The 19,286-nt window shown below is 67.6% G+C and carries 17 protein-coding genes and 2 tRNA genes; 12 read left to right on the forward strand and 7 right to left on the reverse strand.

Going from position 1 to position 19,286, the window contains the following annotated elements:
* Positions 1-16: 16 nt before the first annotated feature.
* Entirely contained in the window at positions 17-1,708 is a 1,692-nt protein-coding gene (locus ORI27_RS14490) for a cation:proton antiporter (RefSeq protein ID WP_265997575.1), read from the forward strand.
* 32 nt (positions 1,709-1,740) lie between these two features.
* Here the strand turns inward: ORI27_RS14490 and ORI27_RS14495 are convergent, their stop codons facing one another.
* Entirely contained in the window at positions 1,741-2,550 is an 810-nt protein-coding gene (locus ORI27_RS14495) for a DUF1542 domain-containing protein (RefSeq protein WP_265997576.1), read from the reverse strand.
* Between the two features lie 54 nt (positions 2,551-2,604).
* Entirely contained in the window at positions 2,605-3,786 is a 1,182-nt protein-coding gene (locus ORI27_RS14500) for a serine hydrolase domain-containing protein (protein WP_265997577.1), read from the reverse strand.
* Between the two features lie 248 nt (positions 3,787-4,034).
* On the opposite strand from ORI27_RS14500, the gene ORI27_RS14505 reads away from it, so the two are divergent.
* From ORI27_RS14505 to ORI27_RS14530, 6 genes are all read left to right on the forward strand, one after another.
* Complete coding sequence (locus ORI27_RS14505) at positions 4,035-5,663, forward strand: metallophosphoesterase (protein ID WP_265997598.1); 1,629 nt, start codon at positions 4,035-4,037, stop codon at positions 5,661-5,663.
* Between the two features lie 63 nt (positions 5,664-5,726).
* Positions 5,727-7,310 carry a S53 family peptidase gene (locus tag ORI27_RS14510; protein WP_265997578.1) on the forward strand — a complete coding sequence of 528 codons (1,584 nt, stop codon included), beginning with the start codon at positions 5,727-5,729 and terminating at the stop codon, positions 7,308-7,310.
* Positions 7,307-8,491 (forward strand): zinc ribbon domain-containing protein, encoded by a 1,185-nt coding sequence (locus tag ORI27_RS14515; protein WP_265997579.1) that lies wholly within the window; start codon positions 7,307-7,309, stop codon positions 8,489-8,491. Before ORI27_RS14510 ends, ORI27_RS14515 begins: the two co-directional genes overlap by 4 nt.
* Positions 8,488-9,225 (forward strand): hypothetical protein, encoded by a 738-nt coding sequence (locus ORI27_RS14520; protein WP_265997580.1) that lies wholly within the window; start codon positions 8,488-8,490, stop codon positions 9,223-9,225. The genes ORI27_RS14515 and ORI27_RS14520 overlap by 4 nt, the downstream gene beginning before the upstream one ends.
* Positions 9,226-9,346: 121 nt before the next feature.
* Positions 9,347-10,822 carry a hypothetical protein gene (locus ORI27_RS14525; RefSeq protein ID WP_265997581.1) on the forward strand — a complete coding sequence of 492 codons (1,476 nt, stop codon included), beginning with the start codon at positions 9,347-9,349 and terminating at the stop codon, positions 10,820-10,822.
* Positions 10,823-10,960: 138 nt separating this feature from the next.
* Positions 10,961-11,287 (forward strand): hypothetical protein, encoded by a 327-nt coding sequence (locus tag ORI27_RS14530; protein ID WP_265997582.1) that lies wholly within the window; start codon positions 10,961-10,963, stop codon positions 11,285-11,287.
* A 14-nt stretch (positions 11,288-11,301) separates the two neighbouring features.
* On the opposite strand, the gene ORI27_RS14535 is transcribed toward ORI27_RS14530, so the two are convergent.
* From ORI27_RS14535 to ORI27_RS14545, 3 genes are all read right to left on the reverse strand, one after another.
* Positions 11,302-12,213 carry a CHRD domain-containing protein gene (locus tag ORI27_RS14535; protein ID WP_265997583.1) on the reverse strand — a complete coding sequence of 304 codons (912 nt, stop codon included), beginning with the start codon at positions 12,211-12,213 and terminating at the stop codon, positions 11,302-11,304.
* 228 nt (positions 12,214-12,441) lie between these two features.
* Entirely contained in the window at positions 12,442-13,266 is an 825-nt protein-coding gene (locus tag ORI27_RS14540) for a hypothetical protein (protein WP_265997584.1), read from the reverse strand.
* Between the two features lie 192 nt (positions 13,267-13,458).
* Positions 13,459-13,529: transfer RNA gene (locus tag ORI27_RS14545), tRNA-Gly, on the reverse strand.
* Between the two features lie 134 nt (positions 13,530-13,663).
* On the opposite strand from ORI27_RS14545, the gene ORI27_RS14550 reads away from it, so the two are divergent.
* The 4 genes from ORI27_RS14550 to ORI27_RS14565 all read left to right on the forward strand — a co-directional run bounded on the left by ORI27_RS14550 (position 13,664) and on the right by ORI27_RS14565 (position 16,560).
* Positions 13,664-13,737 (forward strand) — tRNA-Pro (locus ORI27_RS14550).
* Positions 13,738-13,790: 53 nt separating this feature from the next.
* Positions 13,791-15,212, forward strand: coding sequence for a trigger factor (gene tig / locus ORI27_RS14555; RefSeq protein ID WP_265997585.1), 1,422 nt, complete (start codon positions 13,791-13,793; stop codon positions 15,210-15,212).
* Positions 15,213-15,317: 105 nt separating this feature from the next.
* Positions 15,318-15,905, forward strand: coding sequence for an ATP-dependent Clp protease proteolytic subunit (locus tag ORI27_RS14560; protein ID WP_265997599.1), 588 nt, complete (start codon positions 15,318-15,320; stop codon positions 15,903-15,905).
* Positions 15,898-16,560: an ATP-dependent Clp protease proteolytic subunit gene (locus ORI27_RS14565; protein ID WP_265997586.1), complete on the forward strand. Its 663-nt coding sequence runs from the start codon at positions 15,898-15,900 to the stop codon at positions 16,558-16,560. Before ORI27_RS14560 ends, ORI27_RS14565 begins: the two co-directional genes overlap by 8 nt.
* Here ORI27_RS14565 and mmuM read toward each other — a convergent pair.
* Positions 16,557-17,423: a homocysteine S-methyltransferase gene (gene mmuM, locus ORI27_RS14570; RefSeq protein WP_407666311.1), complete on the reverse strand. Its 867-nt coding sequence runs from the start codon at positions 17,421-17,423 to the stop codon at positions 16,557-16,559. The two genes, ORI27_RS14565 and mmuM, sit on opposite strands and share 4 nt — an antisense overlap.
* Positions 17,424-17,714: 291 nt before the next feature.
* Between mmuM and clpX the strand changes: the two genes are divergently transcribed.
* Entirely contained in the window at positions 17,715-18,995 is a 1,281-nt protein-coding gene (gene clpX, locus ORI27_RS14575) for an ATP-dependent Clp protease ATP-binding subunit ClpX (protein ID WP_265997588.1), read from the forward strand.
* A 49-nt stretch (positions 18,996-19,044) separates the two neighbouring features.
* Here the strand turns inward: clpX and ORI27_RS14580 are convergent.
* Positions 19,045-19,286, reverse strand: a 242-nt coding sequence (locus ORI27_RS14580; protein ID WP_265997590.1) for a hypothetical protein, incomplete at its 5' end; no start/stop codon positions are given.

Genomic DNA, 19,286 nt, shown 5'->3' on the forward strand with positions numbered 1-19,286 from the left:
CCGCGAGAATGCCTGAATGGAACTGATTCTCGTCGTCGTCGGCGCCATCGTTGTCGCGGCGATCGCCAACCAACGCGGTCTCGAGCCCGCCCTGATGATCGTCGTCGTCGGCATCGCCGCGTCGTTCCTACCGGGATTCACCGCACCCGAACTCGACTCCCATGTGCTGCTGACGGTGGTCCTGCCGCCGCTGCTGTACTCGGCGGCGCTGGACTTCTCGTTCCCGACGTTCATGCGCAACATCAAGCCGATCCTCGGTCTGGGGGTGGGCCTGGTGGTGGTCACCGCGGTCGCGGTTGCCGCGGTGTCCTCGTGGCTGGTGGTGGTGCCGCTGACCTTCGGCACCGCACTGGTCCTGGGTGCCATCGTCGCGCCGCCCGACGCCGTCACCGCCGTGGCCGTGGGCCGCAAGCTGGGCCTGCCCAAACGGGTCATGGCGATCCTGACCGGCGAAAGCCTGATCAACGACGCCGCGGCGCTCACGCTGTTCTCGATCGCGGTGGCTCAGGTCGCCGGCACCCACACCTTCATCGCCAACCCGCTGCTGCTGTTCGGCTACAGCGCGGTGCTCGGCCCCGCGGTGGGCGCCGCCCTCGGCTATGTGACGCTGTGGATCCGCGAGCGGCTGAACAGCGCGAGCCTGGAGACGATCCAGGGCTTGGTGGTTCCGTTCGCCGCCTTCATCGCCGCCGAACGGCTGCACGCCTCGGGTGTGCTGGCCGTGGTGGCCGCCGGGTTCGTCGTCGGCAGCGGAACGCTGAGCGCCGGCTATCAGACCCGGCTGCAGGAGCGCTACGTCTGGCACTCCGTTGATGTGCTGCTCGAGGCGTTCGTGTTTGCCTACATCGGTCTGCATCTGCGGTTCGTGCTGGAAGACCTGCGTGAGGCTCACGAGTCGTTGGCGGAGGTCGCCGTCGGCTCGGCGGTGGTGCTGGCGATCGTGCTCGCGATCCGGCCGCTGTCGGTGTTCGTGATGTTCGGACGCGGTGTCCTATTCCGTCACGTCGATCGGACGCTGAGTGTGCCCATTCCCGAGAGCGGCGGCCGGGGGGCGCTCGGAGTTCGAAAACGGGGCCGGCCAAAAGGCAAGTGGCGGTCGATGATCGACCACAGCTCGCTGACCTGGCAGGAAAACGTGGTGGTGTCCTGGACGGGTATGCGCGGTGTGGTCACGCTGGCCGCCGCGGCGGGTATCCCGCTGACGACGGCCGACGGCGAGCCGTTCCCGGAGCGCGCCACCATCCAGGCGATCGCGTTCGTCGTGGCCGTCGGGACGTTGCTGCTACAAGGCTGGACACTGCCACCCCTGATCCGGCGGCTGAAGGTGTCGGCACAGGGCGACGACCGCGCCTACCACCGGGAGGCGACCTTCAAGGCGGAGCACATCGTGCACTCGGCGGCCGACGAGGTGCTTGCCCGGTTCGAGGCGCACCCGCCCGACGGCCTCGATGCGCAGGTGCTGACCGAGATCCGCGACCGGATCGCCCGGCACTCCCAGGACGCCGACGAGATGCCCGATCCGGAGGCGCACACCCTGCGTGCGGACGTGTTCTCGGCCCTGTACCGGGACGTGCTGGCCGCCCAGCGGGCCGCGCTCATCCAGGAACGCGACGCAGGTGAGATCGACGACGAAGCCGTGCGCGCGATGCTCGGGCGCTTGGACCTGCAAGAGGCCAGTGTGACCGCCCGGCTGGAGAGCAGGCTCTGATCCCCGGGTCGCTTCGCTCCTGCCCGCCGGATCTAGAAGTCGCCGAACCCGCCGCCGAAGTCGCCGCCCCAGCCACCGCTGTCGCCCAGCCCGCCGCCGGAGTCGCCGCCCCAGCCGCCGCCGTTGTCGGCCCAGCCGCCGTCCTGGCCCGCCGCGTCCAGACCCTGGTCATAACCCTGGTCAAAGCCCGATCCGTAGCCGTTCTCGAATCCCGATGCGTCGTAGCCGACGCCGTTCATCCCCGAGAACAGCGCATCGAACAGCAGCACCGAACCCACGCCCCATGCGCCGGCGACCAGTGCTGTCTTCCACCACGGCTCGGAATACCACCCGGCCGGTACCGGACGGCCCGCGACCCGGCCACCGGGGTAATAGTTCGGGGTGCGGGGGCTGGGTACCGGCGACGCCTCGATGTCGCGGCCCTCGAACTGCACCGTGCGATCCTCGGTGACTGCTCCGGCCGCCTTCTGGCCGGCCATCGTCTCCAGTTCCGGGCCGGGATCCATGCCCATCGCGCTGCGCGCGGCGCGCACGTAGTACAGCCCCTCGAGCGCACTCTCCTTGGCCAACATGGCCTGTTTGGCAGTCGTGGCCTGATCGATCTGCGACGAGGCCGCGGTGAACCGCTCCGAGGCGTCGGCCAGTGCCTGCGTGGCCGCGTCGTTGTTGCCGGACAGATTGAGGACCTGACCGCCGAGGCGTTCGATCACCCGCCGCGCGTCGGCCTTGGCGTCGGCCAGCGAGGCCGCGGTGCGATTGCCTGACGCCCGCGACGAGCTCACCACCGCCAACACGATCGCGGCGACGACGACCAGGATGAGCACCACCAGCACACCGTTCATGGCGTCCACAGTACCGATCCTGTGAATGTGCCCGACGGGGCGAGAATTAGCTCGTCAGTGCACGCCGAGTGCGCGGTAGACCGCATCGCTCAACGCGGTGCTGCGCGGGTCGGCGTTGCACTTGGTGGCGTCGAAGTAGTTCATCACGTAGGCGTAGCCGATGCGGTGTTCCAGGTCGACGAACCCGTACGAACCGCCCGATCCGCCGTGTCCGAAACTGCGCAGGTTCGGCCCGGCGACCCCGCGCTGATTGAGCATGTAGCCCAGCCCCCAGCCGTGGTCGGCGACCCGGGCACCGAGCACGACGTCGGCGTCGAAACCGCCCTGCGAGACGCGCACGGACTGCAGGTGGTCGCGGCTGAGCAGCTTCTCCTGTGCCAGCCCGTTGTAGAACGTGGCCAGGCCCAGCGCCGAGACGTGAGCGTTGGTGGCCGGGAACTCCGAACGGCGCCACAGCGCCAGATCGTTGGAGCCGAGCTCGTCGTCGGGGACGAAGCCCATCGCGACCGACAGCCCGGCCATCGGATGTTCGCCCAGTGAGCTCGGATGCCCCGGCGCCTGGCCGTTGGCCAGGACGTCGCGGATGTGCGGCTTGTTGACCATGTCCGCGCAGCGCGCGTGTTCGGCCGCCGGCAGGCCGATGTGCACGTCGATCCCCATCGGCTCGGCGATCTCGGTCCGCAGGTACTGGCCGATCGTGCGACCGGTGACGCGGCGGACCACCTCGCCGAGGATGAAGCCGAAACTCACCATGTGGTAGCCCTGTGCGGTCCCGGGTGGCCACCACGGCGCGGCGGCGGCCAGGTCGGCGCACACTCGATCCCAGTCGGCGGTGTCCCGCCAGTGCAGGCGGGTACGCGGGCCGATCAGCCCGGAACGGTGTCCCAGCACCGAGGCGACCGTGATGTCGTCTTTCCCGTTCTGGGCGAACTCCGGCCAGTAGGCGGCGACCGGGGCGTACAAGTCGATCTCGCCGCGGTCGGCCAGCAGATGCACGCACGTGCTCGTCAGGCCCTTGGTCCCGGAGAAAATGCTGGCCAGGGTGTTTTGCCGCCACTGCCGACGGCGACGAGCGTCGGCGTAGCCACCCCACAGGTTGACCACGAGATCCCCGTCGACCCAGACCGCCACGGCCGCACCGACTTCGTCGCCAGAGGTGAAGTTCTTGGTGAAGGCGTCGCGGACGGCGCCGAAACCCGCGGCGCACGCGCCGCCGATGGGTATGTCGTCGCTCAAAACGCCTCCTGGCCTGCGTCCCGGGTGGGCGTCGGGAACTGAGGGTGAATCTAGGTGAGGCGACGGTACCCACGAAAGCTTGGAGAAGGATTGGAGCGCAATCGAAACCGCGTCGTAATTAGCGTCACCGCTGATAAGTGAAGTTCACCTGGCGTTTTCTGCCGATTCCCCGTTCTTGCAGGGTGTTGGGTGACGATTCTGAGGTGGAGATTCCCGATACCGGAATCCCGCCGGCGCTGGCCGGCCGGATGACGATGGCCGAGCAATACGAGTGGCATCAGACGTATCTGCGCCGCCACCGCATCTCCCGACGCAATTTTCTGCGCGGGTCGGCCGCCGCGGCCGCCGTCGCCGCGCTGGGCGTCTCCCCGTTCGGGCGCCGCGCGTATGCCGCCGAGGCGCAGCTGGGGGTGGCCGGCCGGCGCGTCGGCTACGGCCCGGATGCCGCGAGCCAGTTGCGGCTGGCCGCCCAACTCTCGCGCAACCCGGGCGCGACCAAGGTCTTCGTCGATCACGGCCCGACGCCGGGATTGGGCGCGACCATCGAGGCCGAAGTCCGCAACCTGGTGACACAGATACCGGACAACAGTGGCGGGGTGCTGTCGGCCGAGCAGTTCTACGTTCACGCCCCGATCGACGGCCTGCCCGCGCGCACCCCGCACTTCTATCGCTGGCGCACCGAGGATGGTTTTGTCAGCGAGGTATTGCCCGCGACCACCGCGATGCCCACCGCACGAAATGCCGTGGGGTGGTTCCGGTTCACGATGATGGGGGATCAGGGCACCGACGTGACGCCAACTCTGCCGCCGGGCCTGGCGGCGGGCGTCTACGACGACCGCTACTACAAACCCGATAACGACCCGACGGTCGCGCACACCGAGAACGTGCTGAACCAGATCATCGCCTCGCGCCCCGACTTTCACGTGCTGGCCGGCGACATCGCCTACGCTGACCCCTCCGGGGCCGGCAAGCCGCCACAATTCGTCCGAAAAGGCGAACCCCCCAAGGGTTTCGACAAGTTCAATCCCTACGTCTGGGATGTGTATCTGGGCTCCATCGAGCCGAGCGCATCGACGACGCCGTGGATGTTCGCCACCGGCAACCACGATATGGAGGCCGCCTACCCGGTACACGGCTACGGCGGGCATCTGGCGCGGCTGGACTTCCCGGGCAACGGTCCGGCGGCCTGTCCATCGGTCTACTCGTTCACCTACGGCAACGTCGCGGTCCTCTCGCTGGATGCCAACGACGTCAGCTATGAGATCACCGCCAACACGGGGTACTCGCACGGAGCGCAAAACAGCTGGGTGGATAGGACATTGGCCGCACACCGGGCCAACCCCGACATCGACTTCATCGTCTGCTTCTTCCACCACTGCGCCTACGCCACTGTCGAGGACCACGCCAGCGACGGAGGTGTGCGGGCAGCCTGGGAGGCGTTGTTCGACCGCCACCAGGTCGACCTGGTGCTCCAAGGCCATAACCATGCCTTCGAACGATCCGATCCGATCCGGGGTGGTGCGCCGACCAGGACCGCCGAGGACAACGCGATCGTCTACCCGGAGACCGACGGGACCGTCTACTACACAGTGGGATCGGCGGGGCGGCCACGGTACAAATTCCAACCCGGCGAGCAGGAGAGCTACCGCGGGCACGAGATACCCGACACCTACGTGCCCAACAGCTACGTCTGGACGGCCGACGGTGGCAAGCAGCCCGAGGCGGTCAGCTGGTCGCGGGTACGCTTCCGCAACTACGCGTTCATTCGCGTCGACGTGCGGCCGGGAAACCTGATGAGCGAGATGGATGTGACCGCCGTCGACGAATACGGCCGCGAGTTCGACAAGCTCACCTACCGTCGCCAGGTTCACCCCTGAACGGTGTCCCGGCCTGCCCAAGGCCGTGTAAATCGCCCGACAGTGCACTAGGGTTCGGTTCTCATGTCCCGTACGCTGCTGGCCCTGCTGTCGGTGGGCGTGCTCGCGCTCGCCGGATGTGGGGCGCGCGATCTCCCTGATTCGTCACAGGCGCAAGTGATTTCGGGTCCATACGCGCTCCTGCTGGCGGCCTCGGCAGATCTCGGTGACTCCCGCGCGCGGGCGGTGCAGCTCACCGTCGAACTCCGCGGCACCCAGCGACCGGACCGTTTGCAGCGTTGGGCGGCGGCCAACGGCCTGTCCGTACGCTGGCAGCCGGGTGCCGGTTGGGCAGTGCTGCAGGGCCCGCCGGCCGGTGTCGCCGCCGCGCTCGGAGTGCCGGTGCGCGACTACCGCAAACGGTCTGGGGAGCGGTTCTATGCCTCACCCGAACAGCCCGCGGTGCCTGCGGCCCTGGCCGATTCGGTCGCGGGCCTGGGTCGCATCCTCAGCTACACCCCGTATCACTCCAGCAGTCCCTCGATCCCTCCGCTTCCGGCCGACGTGCCCGACCACAGCCTTCCGCCCGATGCCCTGCGCACCGTGTACAACGCACGGCCGTTGGCCGACGCGGGCTACACCGGCAAGAACACCACCATCGTGGTGTTCGCGTTCGACGGCTTCGACCAGGCCGACCTCGACATGTTCGCGCAGACCTTCGGCCTGCCCAAGTTCACGCCCGAGGTCGTCGGTGGCATGCCCGAACAGCGAAACAACGAAGCGTCGATGGACCTGCAAGTAGCCCACGCGATGGCACCCGACGCGCACACGGTCCTGGTGAACGCCCGCCCCACCGTGGAGGGCGGCGGCACCTACGTCAAGATCGCCGAAATGATGGCTGATACGGACCGGCGGTTCCCCGGCGCGGTGTGGAGCCTGTCGATCGGGTGGGGCTGCGACCGGATGATGACCGCCGCGGACCTGGCCCCGGTGCGTGAAGCCGTGGCCGGCGCGACGTCCCGCGGCACCACCGTGTTCAACGCCAGCGGCGATCTCGCGGGTCTGGAATGCAAACGCGGCCATGACTGGTCGGCGCCGCCGGGACCGGCCGACGTCGGACTGGACGCGATCGCATCGCTGCCCGAGGTGACGACGGTCGGGGGTACTTCCCTGTCGACCGACGAGCGCTATCAGTGGCTCGCCGAAAACGGCTGGAGCGACGGGCCGTTGACGCAGGGCAGTGGCGGCGGAGTCTCCGCCCTGTTCGACCGGCCGTCGTGGCAGACCGCGGTGCCGGAGAACACGCTGCGCCGCCTGACCCCCGACATCTCGGCGGTCGCCGACACCAGCACCGGCGCCGCCATCGTCCTCAATCAGCAGGTTGTCATCGGTGGCGGGACCTCCCAGGCGGCGCCGCTGTGGGCCGGTATCGCCGCGGTGCTCAACCAGTTCCTGATCGACAACGGTGGCCGCGTGCTGGGCCAGTTCAACCCGACCCTGTACCGCATCGCCGCCGGGGCCACGCGGCCCGCCTTCCACGACATCGTCCTGGGCACCAACGCGGTGGCTGTCGCGGGCCCGGGCTACGACATGGTGACCGGTCTGGGCTCGCCCAACGTCGACAACCTGGCTCGCGACGTTCTGGATCTGCAACGGGGGGTGGCATGAGCGCTCAGCCCGAAACCATGCCGTGCCGGCTGTGCGGACACGATGTGCCGGCGGGCAGATTCTGCGGACGGTGCGGTGCACGGTTGGCGCGCGAACGCGGTAGCGGCCCGGACTGGTTGCGGGGCAATGCGTATGTGGCCGCGCCGAGTGAGAACGTTCTACAGCCCTCGCTCGTCAGCTCGGTGTTTCCGCATCTGCCGCGGCGCTCGCACGGCTCGTTCCGCGTCGGGCTGGCGTTGGTGGCGGCCGTGCTGGTCGCATTCTGCCTGCTGCACTGGTACGTGCCGATGGTGGCGGTGGCGACCTTCGCGCCGTTGTTGCTCTTCGTGATCTACCTGACCGAGACCGGCGTCAGCGCTGACCTGCCCTGGTGGGTATGGGGTTTGACCATTGTGTTCGCCGTCGCCGCCGGGGTGGGGTGGGCGCTTCTCACCGGCGAGATCGTCGCCGAGTCCTACAGTGTCGGGCTGGGTGCTGAAACATCTATCGCGGCGGTGGTGCGCGATGCCGTGCTGATTCCGTTCGGGGGACTGTTGGCGATGCAACTGCCGACCGTGCTGGTCCGGCTGAGCCGGCCACCGATCCGGGAGTCGTTGTACGGCTTCGTCATCGGTGTGCTCGCGGCGATGGTGTTCACGGTCACGGTGACGATGGTCCGGCTCATTCAGGAGATCGACGCCGGCATCACCATCAGCGACCAGTCCGTCACCGACCTGTTGACCGAAGCGGGGGTGCGCGCCCTGACGATGCCGTTGACCGCCGCCTCGGTCAGCGGCCTGGTCGGGATCGGCCTGTGGTACACCCGGCGACCGGGCGCCTCCCGTATTCGGCATCTGGCGGCCGGTGCGCTGGTTCTGGTGGTCGCCGCCGCGGCCTACGCCAACGTCGGACTGGTCGAGGTACTGGACATCGCCTCGGATGTCCAGTTCCTGGTGCATGTGGCCCTCGCACTGGCAGCGGTGGTGGCTCTGCGGGTGGGGCTGCAGGTGGCGGTTTTGCACGAGCCGCAGGATCGGATGCATCCCGGACTGCCGATCCTGTGCCCGGGATGCGGCCACGTCGTGCCGGACATGGCCTTCTGCCCCGCGTGCGGTGTGGCCGCCCACGCATCGTCGCGGGCGTCGCGGGAGGCCCGCCGACAGGACCGGCCGCAACCGGGCACCGAGTTGGTGCAGCGATGAGTGCGCCGTCGATGGCTCGTGAGCTTGCGCCGGGCTATTCGGTGCTGTCGGGCTCGTACACGGCTACCCCGGCGTCCTACACCTCGCTGCGGCGGTTGCTGCTGCTCCTGGCGGCGGGGCTGACCGTGGTGGTCGGTGCCATGACCGCCGCCTCGCTACTGACCGCCCCGCCGCCGGTGCGCTATGCCTGCCCGCCGGAGTGCGGTCAACCGCCGACGGGCGTTCCGGTCCAGGCCAACCCGCGGTTCACCGCGGCCGACGGGTCGTTCTCGGTGGCCTACCCGGCACCGGGGTCGGCATACGAGATCACCAAGGAAGACGACGGCGTCAGCGCCGAATTCACCGCCGGCGACGGTGGCGCGATGGAGCTGTTCGGCGTGCCCGCCAACGGTCGCACGGCCGAGCAGGTCGTCGACGACCTGCTGCACGAGAAACAGCCCGACGCCACGGTGGCCTACGTCCTGCCGAACGCGACGGTCGGCTACCAACTCGGATACGGCGCCGTCCTCGACGTCTACCCACAAACCTCGACCGGGGTCGCGCGACGCAACCGCATCGTGGTGATGGCTGCCGTCAAGAACGATCTGACTCTCATCGGTGCCGCGATCGGCCCGTATCGCCCGTTCCGGCCCGGCGACGGTCCCAGCCTCCCGTCGGGCGCCAACCTGCAACTCGCCGAGGATCTGGGCAAGTACATCAACAGCTTTCAGTGGAAGGGCGATCCGCCGCGGTAGCTTTGCCGGCGACGGCGAACTCGTTCATCAGACCCTTGCTGGTGCGCCCGCTAGCATCTGAGCCGCGGGTGTTTCGGCAAAATGTCAACCTGCTCGCCGCCGCACGGTCCCGGGAGGACGATTGAGCACCGAAACCGCCGTACGCACCGCCGTGGTCTTCGTGCACGGTCTGCTCGAACGCCGGCCGATGGACACCTTCGACGATTTCGCCAAGACGGTGCTGGCGCCGCAGGACGGCCGCTGGGAGTACTACCCCCAGCCGATTGAGATCACCGACTCGTACGAAGCGCGCCGCTATGTCGTGCCCTCGGCGGGCATCGAACTCTACGAGTACGACTGGTCCTTTCTCATGACCAATGCTCGGTATGCGGGCTTCGTGCCCGCGCTGGGACGGCTGTTTCTGCGCCGGCCGCGCAATGTGCCGGACCCGCTGTTCGGCATCTGGCGGGTGATGTGGATGGTCGTGCTCATCCCGCTGACCGTCTTGGCGGGGTTGTTGATCGTCGGGGGTTACTTCCTCCAGACCGGGGTCGCGGGGTGGATCATCGGTTTGGTCACCAGCGTGGTGGTCCTGACTGCGGTGCTGGCCGTGCTCCGCACGGCGCCAAGGGCCTTGATCCGGAGCTTTCTGACGACGGGCTTCATCAACGTGGCCCGCTATTTCGATCCTGCGGTGCCGGAATCCCACGCGGCACGCCGGGCGATCCGCGGTGGGCTCGTCGATCTGTTGTACACCCTGCACCAAGGCCGCTATGCGCGGATCGTCGTGGTCGGACACGGCATCGGCGGCTACATCGCCTACGACGCGATGACGACGCTCTGGGACGAGACACACGAACTCCGGGCCGCGCCAGCCGCGACTCCCGGTGGTCTGAGCTCCTTGGGAGATCTCGAGGCCGCCGCCGATCGATTGGTCGCAGACCCCGACGCGGCCGGCGCGCTCGATGACTTCCAGGTCGCGCAGTTCGCCCTGTGGCGCGACGTTCGCGCGCAGGGAAACCCCTGGCGAATAACAGATTTCGTGACCATAGGGACACCCATGGCGCTGGCCGACCTGTTTGTCGGGCGCCCGCCGATCCTCAGCGGCCTCGGATCCTCCGACAGCAAGCGGCGGGAGTTGTTCAACCGGTTGATCCGTAGGGGTGTGGTGGTCACCTGCCCGCCCCGCTCCGAGGCCGCGCCCGTCGACGCCGCCGAGTCGGGGCCGGCGAGCTATGGCATCGACGTTTCCGGCGCAACCGTGTTGGGGCCGCAGTCGCCATTCGCCGTGACACGCTGGACCAATCTCTGGTTTCCGGTGCGCCGCGGTAGCATTCGCGGTGACTGGTTCGGCGGTGTGCTGCGCCCACTGTTCGGGCCGGGTATTCGCGAGGTCCTGGTCAACGGCAACGAGCCCGACCGGCTGCGGCCGGGCGCGGCGCAGACGAAGTATTTCAAGCACCCCGATCGCGCCGGCGACGGCGACGTGGCGTTCCATCTCCGTGAAGTCCTTGGCCTACACGATCATTCAGGGCTCGACGCCTCGATGAGTGCGCCCGAGCCCGACCCTGCAACGGTCGGCAGGGTTGTCTACCGGTCGTGGCAACGCAGTATGTGACTTGTGCACACCGGCAGCTTCACCGGATCCACTGAGATGTGATGCAGATCACTGCGCCCTGGTGAACCGGACCGGGCCTGGCCGTCGTGAACGGAGGTAGTCCGCCAGCGAGACAGCTCCCATGAAAGGGGCGGGGCAATGACGCTTGCCGCGACAAAGGTGGTCACGATTCCGGTGATAGCCGTATTGGCGATGGCAGCAACGTATTTCCTGAACGATCCGCCGTCCGCGGTGCTGCTCGCGCAGTCGTGGTCGATCGTCTCGACGGCATCGCCGGCCCACCATGACACGCCTTCGAGTCCCAGCCGGCTGGGTGTCGCCGAAACCGAATTCGGCGGCGGTAGTTGTTCATCGGCGTCGCCGCTGTTCACGCCGGGCATCGTTGTGGCGACACCTCGGCGAGGCGGCATGCCGCGCGCCATCGACGCCGTGCCGAGGTTGTCGGTGATCGTGCACCCTCGGTGACCGGCGCCAGTCGGTTACTGACCGACGTCGCCGCAGAGGATCGGCTGGAAATACAGGGTGGGCTGACCGTCTTGTTCGATCTGGGAAGCCGACCCCAGGTGAATGTTGACGTACCAGCCGGTGGCCGGCGGGGCCTGATCGACGTTCTGAATCACCGTGGTGGCCTCGGCGGTACCGTCCGCCGCGGCGACCAGATCGTTGAGCGGAAACTTGACCGCACCCTGGGCGGCGCACGAGCCGAGATGGATGTGCTCGGCATGTGCGCCGGCGGCCAGGGCACTGCCGGTGACGGCCACGGTGAGCGTCTTGGCGGCCGGGTCATAGGTCAGGGTCGCCGAACCCTCCGGCCGTGGTCCGGCAGTCGGCGGCGTCATGGTGATGGTCGTCGGTGCGGCCGGTGCCGCTGGGGTGATGTCCGCGCAGGAGACCGGCGTGAACGCCAGCGAGTCCGGGCCGCCGAGTTGGTCCGATGGACCCAGGTGGATGTTCAGCAGCGTGCCGGCCGCCAGACCGTCGGGCGCGGGCTGCGAGCTGGTGACCGTCGCATTGACCGCGCCACCCTGGTCGGCCGTCACGTCCGGGAACGGGACCACGACCTTCCCCGGTGCTGCGCAACTGCCTTGATGAATGTGCATGGCGTGACTGCTTCCCGGCGTGAAGCCCTGCAGCTGCAGCTTGGCGGTGACCATCTTGGAGTCTGGGTTCCACGTCAACGTGGCGGTGCCGGAGGGTTCCTCGGCGAGTGGGACGTTGACCGGGCCGGCCGCTTCGGCGGGTGCGGTCGTGGTCGTGGCCTCCGTCGTCGTCGAGGGCGCCGACTGGGTCGAGTTGGAACTGCACCCGGCGATGACCAGAGCCACGGCGGCGGCACCGGCCACGATGACGGGCGGCGTCCCGATACGTCGATTGTTGATCCTGGTGTTCATGTGCCCCTCTTCTCCGTCGACGATTGAGGCGCGGTGGCGCCGGCTACTCCCGGAGTCGGCGACCAATGTGCTTCTGTGCATCGCCAATGCCCTGGCGTCGACAGCGGACCACGCCACTCACACTCAGCCAGTCTTCCGCGCCGCACCGGCACTTTCGGCCTATCGGTGCTGACAAAGAGCTGGCAGTTCTCTGTTCGGCTTTCGGCGCAGGCGGGTTGCCACCGCGACTCAGTGGTCGGCTGTGCCCCTGTCACGCTTGCTGCCGCCCACCCCCGATGAAGAAGGGGTGGATTTCTTGGTACCGCGGACCTTCGTCGAGGTGGGGGTGGCGGTTTTCCGGGCGGTTCGGATCGACACCGCTGCGGGGATGGCCTTGAGCCCCTGTCGGTCGATGGTCGCCGCCGGACGCTCGGCGGCGCGCTTGGAGCTCGCCACACCCCGGTTGGCCGGCGCCCCCGGGGTGGTGGTCGCCGGGTGATCGGGATTGACCACCCGGGCTTGCGCCGCCGCCGAGCTGCCGCAGCTCGGGTCGCCGGCGAAACAAACCGGGAACTTGGGCACTCTCGGGATGTTGAAGAACCTCAGCGTCGGATTGACGAGGTCGGCGAAGCCGTTCCAGGCGTACGCGGTCGCGGCGAACGCGACGGCCAGCCCGGTGAGGCCAATGGCCGCGAGACCGGGGCCCGCGCCCAGGCCGAGGCTGTTCAGGTATTCCAGGATCGAGGCCGCGAACGCGAGGAGGTCGGGGGTGTCGGCAGCCGTCGGGCTTGCCGCCGCCGACCGGCTCGCCACTACCGGCGCCGGGGCCGCGGTGGCCGGGCTAGGCGATGTCACCACCTCGGCGAGGGCGGCGGACACCTCTACCGCGGCGCTGCTGAGGTCGGCGGCGGCGACGCTCGTGAGCTGTATCGCCGGGGCGGCGGCGTGCGGGACCGGGACGGCCGGAACGGGGGACGGGATCACCAGAGCCAGCGCGAGGAGGGCGGCGCCGGCGAGCGCTGAACCAGCGGTGTACGGACGAACAGACGTGCTCTGGAATCCTCGGCGCATCATTACCTTTGGTCGTCGGCCACACGAACAAGCGGATCGATCATCGCACCGGCGTGGCGAACGAAATCGCATTTTCGCCAGCATCGCTTGCGATCGCGTCAATATGGCCCCCCAACGGGGCGGGCATGGATGAGCGGGCATAGGTCCGACGGCAGGCGAACGCATGTTCGAGGACGGGGCCAGCCGGTTCCTGAGAGCGGGCGACGGGAATCGAACCCGCGTAGCTAGTTTGGAAGACTAGGGCTCTACCATTGAGCTACGCCCGCGTGCTTGCGCGAGCCCAAATGTACCGGCGCCGACCTGATCAAATCCAATCGGCCCACCTGAGAGCGCATCGTCGAGGGCGATTGCCGCTGAACAGGCATTGGGCCGTAGGATTCGGGCGCGAGAAATACAGCACCGGGGTGTAGCGCAGCTTGGTAGCGCATCCGCTTTGGGAGCGGAAGGCCGCAGGTTCAAATCCTGTCACCCCGACACGCCTGAACAATGTCCCACCACGACCGAAGATCGACCCGAGGAGTACCGCCGTGAAGAGCACCGTCGAGAAGTTGAGCCCGACTCGGGTTCGCATCAACGTGGAGGTGCCCTTCACGGAATTGGAGCCCGACTTCGACCGGGCCTACAAGGAGCTCGCCAAGCAGGTTCGGCTGCCCGGGTTCCGCCCGGGCAAGGCGCCGGCCAAGCTGCTCGAGGCCCGCATCGGCCGCGGCGCGGTGCTGCAGCAGGTGGTCAACGACGCGCTGCCCGGTCGCTACAGCGAGGCCGTCACCGCCACCGAGGTGAGCCCGCTGGGGCAGCCCGAGATCGAGGTCACCAAGATCGAGGACGGCGAGGAACTGGTGTTCACCGCCGAGGTCGACGTGCGGCCGGAGATCGCGCTGCCCGACTTGAGTGCGCTGAAGATCTCGGTCGAGCCCATCGAGATCAATGACGACGAGGTCGAGGCCGAGCTGGAGTCGCTGCGCGCCCGCTTCGGCACCCTCAAGGGTGTGGAGCGTCCGGCCCAGGAAGGCGACTTCGTCTCCATCGACCTGTCGGCCACGGTCGGCGGCGAGGACCTTCCCGACGCCGCCACCGAGGGGCTGTCCCACGAGGTGGGCTCCGGCCAGCTCATCGACGGTCTCGATGACGCCATCGTCGGTCTGGCCGAAGGTGAGTCGAAGGTGTTCACCACCAAGCTGGCCGCCGGCGAGCACGCCGGTGAGGAGGCCGAGGTCACCGTCACCGTCAAGTCGATCAAGGAGCGCGAGCTTCCCGAGGCCGACGACGAGTTCGCCCAACTGGCCAGCGAGTTCGACACCATCTCCGAACTGCGGGAGAACCTTGTCGACCAGGTGAAGCGGGTCAAGCGCATTCACCAGGCCGAGAAGATCCGCGACAACGCGCTCGAGCTGTTGCTGGAGACCACCGAGGTGCCGCTGCCCGAGGCGATCGTGCAGGCCCAGGTCGACCAGACCGTGCACAACGCGATCCACGGTCTCGACCATGACGAGGACAAGTTCGCCGAGGCCCTCGAGGCTGAGGGCAGCTCGCGCGAGAAGTTCGACGCCGACACCCGCGAGGCCGCCGAGAAGGCCGTCAAGACCCAGCTGCTGATGGACGCGATCGCCGATGACCTCGACATCCAGGTCGGCCAGAACGACCTGACCGAGCGGCTGGTCCTGATGTCGCGTCAGTACGGCATCGAGCCGGCCCAGCTGCTGCAGATCCTGCAGCAGAACAACCAGCTGCCGGCGATGTTCGCCGACGTCCGGCGCGGGCTGACCGTGGCCGCTGTGGTCGAGGCGGCCACCGTCACCGACACCGACGGCAACGTCGTCGACACCGCCGAGTTCTTCGGTCCGCCGGCCGACGCCGAGGCGGCCGAGGTCGAGGGTGCCGACGACACGGACGACACCAGCGTCGAGGCCGATGAGGCCGCTGAGCAGCAGACCGAGAAGGCCGAATAACGCCGACAGCGAAAGCGCGCTCGCCCGGGCGTGCGCGCCGCGCTGCGTTGGTTAGGGTCGGGTAGAACGAAGTCCGTAGAAAGCAGGTATCAAGTCGTGACTGATATGCGTTCGGGCATGCCAGGACTGAATCTCACTGACTCGGTATATGAGCGATTGCTCGCCGAGCGCATCATCTTCCTCGGCTCTCAGGTCGATGACGACATCGCCAATCGGCTGTGCGCGCAGATTCTGTTGCTCGCCGCCGAGGACCCGACGAAGGACATCTCGCTGTACATCAACTCACCCGGCGGCTCCATCAGCGCCGGGATGGCGATCTACGACACCATGGTGCTCGCGCCCTGCGACGTAGCCACCTACGCGATGGGCATGGCCGCCTCGATGGGCGAGTTCCTGCTCGCCGCCGGCGCCAAGGGCAAGCGCTACGCCCTGCCGCACGCCCGCATCCTGATGCATCAGCCGCTGGGCGGCATCACCGGCGGAGCCGCCGACATCGCCATCCAGGCCGAGCAGTTCGCGCTCATCAAGAAGGAAATGTTCCGGCTCAACGCCGAGTTCACCGGCCAGCCGATCGAACGCATCGAGGCCGACTCCGACCGCGACCGCTGGTTCACCGCGCAGGAAGCGCTCGAATACGGCTTTGTCGACCACATCATCACCCGCGCCCACTTCAACGGAGCATCCAATGCCTGATACAACGCCCTTTTCCGAGGCAGATTCGCGGCTCGCACCGCAGGCGCGCTACATCCTTCCGTCGTTCGTCGAGCACTCCAGCTGGGGTGTGAAGGAATCCAACCCCTACAACAAGCTGTTCGAGGAGCGCATCATCTTCCTCGGCGTGCAGGTGGACGACGCCTCGGCCAACGACATCATGGCCCAGTTGCTGGTGCTGGAATCGCTGGACCCCGACCGTGACATCACCATGTACATCAACTCCCCGGGTGGCTCGTTCACCTCGTTGATGGCGATCTACGACACCATGCAGTACGTGCGCGCCGACATCCAGACGGTGTGCCTGGGCCAGGCCGCCTCGGCCGCCGCGGTGCTGCTGGCCGCCGGCACCCCGGGCAAGCGCCTGGCACTGCCCAACGCGCGGGTGCTCATCCACCAGCCCTCGCTGGGTGGCGTCATCCAGGGCCAGTTCTCCGACCTGGAGATCCAGGCCAAGGAGATCGAGCGGATGCGGACCCTGATGGAGGAGACGCTGGCCCGCCACACCGGCAAGGACGCCGCGGTCATCCGCAAGGACACCGACCGGGACAAGATCCTGACCGCCACCGAGGCCAAGGATTACGGGATCATCGACACCGTGCTGGAGTACCGGAAGCTCTCCGCTCAGAACGCCTAGGGCCGGAGCTTCCCGACAACGGAACTGATCGCGGCGATCTGGTCCGGCCGCACCCGGCAACAGCCGCCGACGATGCGGGCGCCCGCGTCGACCCACTGCCTGGCCAGATCGGTGTCCAGGCCGGGCCGACCGGTCCACCTGCGGCGCGGGCCGTCCCACACCTCGCCGCTGTTCGGGTAGACGATCACCGGCTTGCCGGTGACCCGGTGGGCCACCTCGACGGCGCCGAGCACGTCGGTGGGCGCGCTGCAATTGACCCCGACGGCGACGATCTCCGGGATGTCAGCGGCCACCGCGAACGCCTGCTCGAGGCTTTGGCCGGCGCGGGTGCTCCCGCCGGCGATGGTGTAGCTCAGCCACGCCGGGGCGCCCAGCTCGTGCACCAGGGCGGCCAGCGCCTCGGCCTCGTCGACGTCGGGCACCGTTTCCAGGGCCAGTACGTCCGGTTGCGCGGACACCAGCACCTCGAGCCGCGGGCGATGCCAGTCGGCCAGCTCCGCGACGGTAAGGCCGTAACGACCCTGATACTCCTCGCCGCCCGCCAGCGCAGCGCCGTACGGGCCTACCGACGCGGCCACCCAGCCACCGTCGCCGACCCGGTCGCGGGCCGCTCGGGCCAGTTCGACACTGCGGATCAGGAGCCGGCGGGCCTCGTCCCGGGTGATTCCGCGTTCGGCGAAACCGTCGAACGACGCCTGGTAGCTGGCGCTGATCGCGATGTCGGCGCCGGCGGTGTAGAAGGCCTCGTGAACCGCCACGATCTCGTCGGGGGAGTCCACCAGGAGCCGGGCCGACCACAGGTCGTCGGACAGGTCATGGCCACGGGCCTCCAGCTCGGTGGCCAGCCCGCCATCGGCAATCAGCACGGTATCGTGGGGAACGGCGAACACCACGACGCAACTCTACGTTCGGCGCAGCTCAAAGCCTCTCGGTTCGGTCACGGGGGCGACACGCCAAAAACACAGCTACGCGTTCCGGGGCGACGAGAGGCGTGTCAGGGGATATGTTCTCCATCACGCACGAATACCAGTGACGCGATTCGGCTTTATCTGTCGCACCCCGGCAGAGCAAGCGGGTAGCGTCGGGACAGACACCGACACTGACTTCTTGGCAACGATCGAAGACCCGGCGAAGGAAAGTAGGACCCCACCACCATGGCGCGTATCGGAGACGGCGGTGACCTGCTGAAGTGCTCGTTCTGCGGTAAGAGCCAGAAGCAGGTGAAGAAGCTCATAGCGGGTCCGGGCGTCTACATCTGCGACGAGTGCATCGATCTGTGCAACGAGATCATCGAAGAGGAGTTGGCCGACGCCGACGACGTCAAACTCGACGAGCTGCCCAAGCCGGCCGAGATCCGCGAGTTCCTGGAGAGCTACGTCATCGGGCAGGACACCGCCAAGCGCACCCTCGCGGTGGCGGTCTACAACCATTACAAGCGCATCCAGGCCGGCGAGAAGCACCGCGACTCCCGCTCCGAGCCGGTGGAGCTGGCCAAGTCCAACATCTTGATGCTCGGCCCCACCGGTTGCGGCAAGACCTACCTGGCGCAGACCCTGGCCAAGATGCTCAACGTCCCGTTCGCGATCGCCGATGCGACGGCCCTGACCGAGGCCGGCTACGTCGGTGAGGATGTCGAGAACATCCTGCTCAAGCTCATCCAGGCGGCCGACTACGACGTCAAGCGTGCCGAGACCGGCATCATCTACATCGACGAGGTCGACAAGATCGCCCGCAAGAGCGAGAACCCGTCGATCACCCGCGACGTCTCCGGTGAGGGTGTGCAGCAGGCGCTGCTGAAGATCCTGGAGGGCACGCAGGCCTCGGTCCCGCCGCAGGGCGGCCGTAAGCATCCGCACCAGGAGTTCATCCAGATCGACACCACCAACGTGCTGTTCATCGTGGCCGGTGCGTTCGCGGGGCTGGAGAAGATCGTTTCCGACCGGGTCGGAAAGCGCGGCCTGGGTTTCGGTGCCGAGGTGAAATCCAAGGCCGAGATCGACACCCAGGATCACTTCGCCGAGGTGATGCCCGAGGATCTGATCAAGTTCGGTCTGATCCCGGAGTTCATCGGCCGTCTGCCGGTCGTGGCCTCGGTGACCAACCTGGACAAGGACTCGCTGGTGCAGATCCTGTCCAAGCCGAAGAACGCTCTGGTCAAGCAGTACACCCGGCTGTTCGAGATGGACGGCGTCGAGTTGGAGTTCACCAACGACGCGCTGGAGGCCATCGCCGACCAGGCGATCCACCGCGGCACCGGTGCCCGCGGCCTGCGCGCGATCATGGAAGAAGTCCTGCTGCCGGTGATGTACGACATCCCCAGCCGCGACGACGTGGCCAAGGTCGTGGTGACCAAGGAGACCGTCCAGGACAACGTCCTGCCGACGATCGTGCCCCGCAAGCCGGCCCGCCCCGAGCGCCGCGACAAGTCCGCGTAGCGAGCGATTCGTCGAGCCCCGCGATGGGAATCGGCACGAATCGTCCCGCTCAGCCTGTTTCTGCCGTGACTCCGTATTCGGAGAAGATCCGCGAAACGTCTTCTAACCGGCTCGTGTCGTACAGCGCCTGACTGGCGGGGCTTTCGATGCGAATCGCGTCGATGCCGAGCTTCTGATACTTGGGCCCTGCCCCCGTGTGTTGGACACGCTTAATCCCGCAAGATTGGCGGGGGAAGCGAGATGATCCACCACGATGGCAAGGAAAAATTATCCCGACGAGTTTAAACGGGA

Origin of the sequence: Mycobacterium pinniadriaticum, assembly GCF_026242045.1 — a bacterium.
Lineage (GTDB): Bacteria > Actinomycetota > Actinomycetes > Mycobacteriales > Mycobacteriaceae > Mycobacterium > Mycobacterium pinniadriaticum.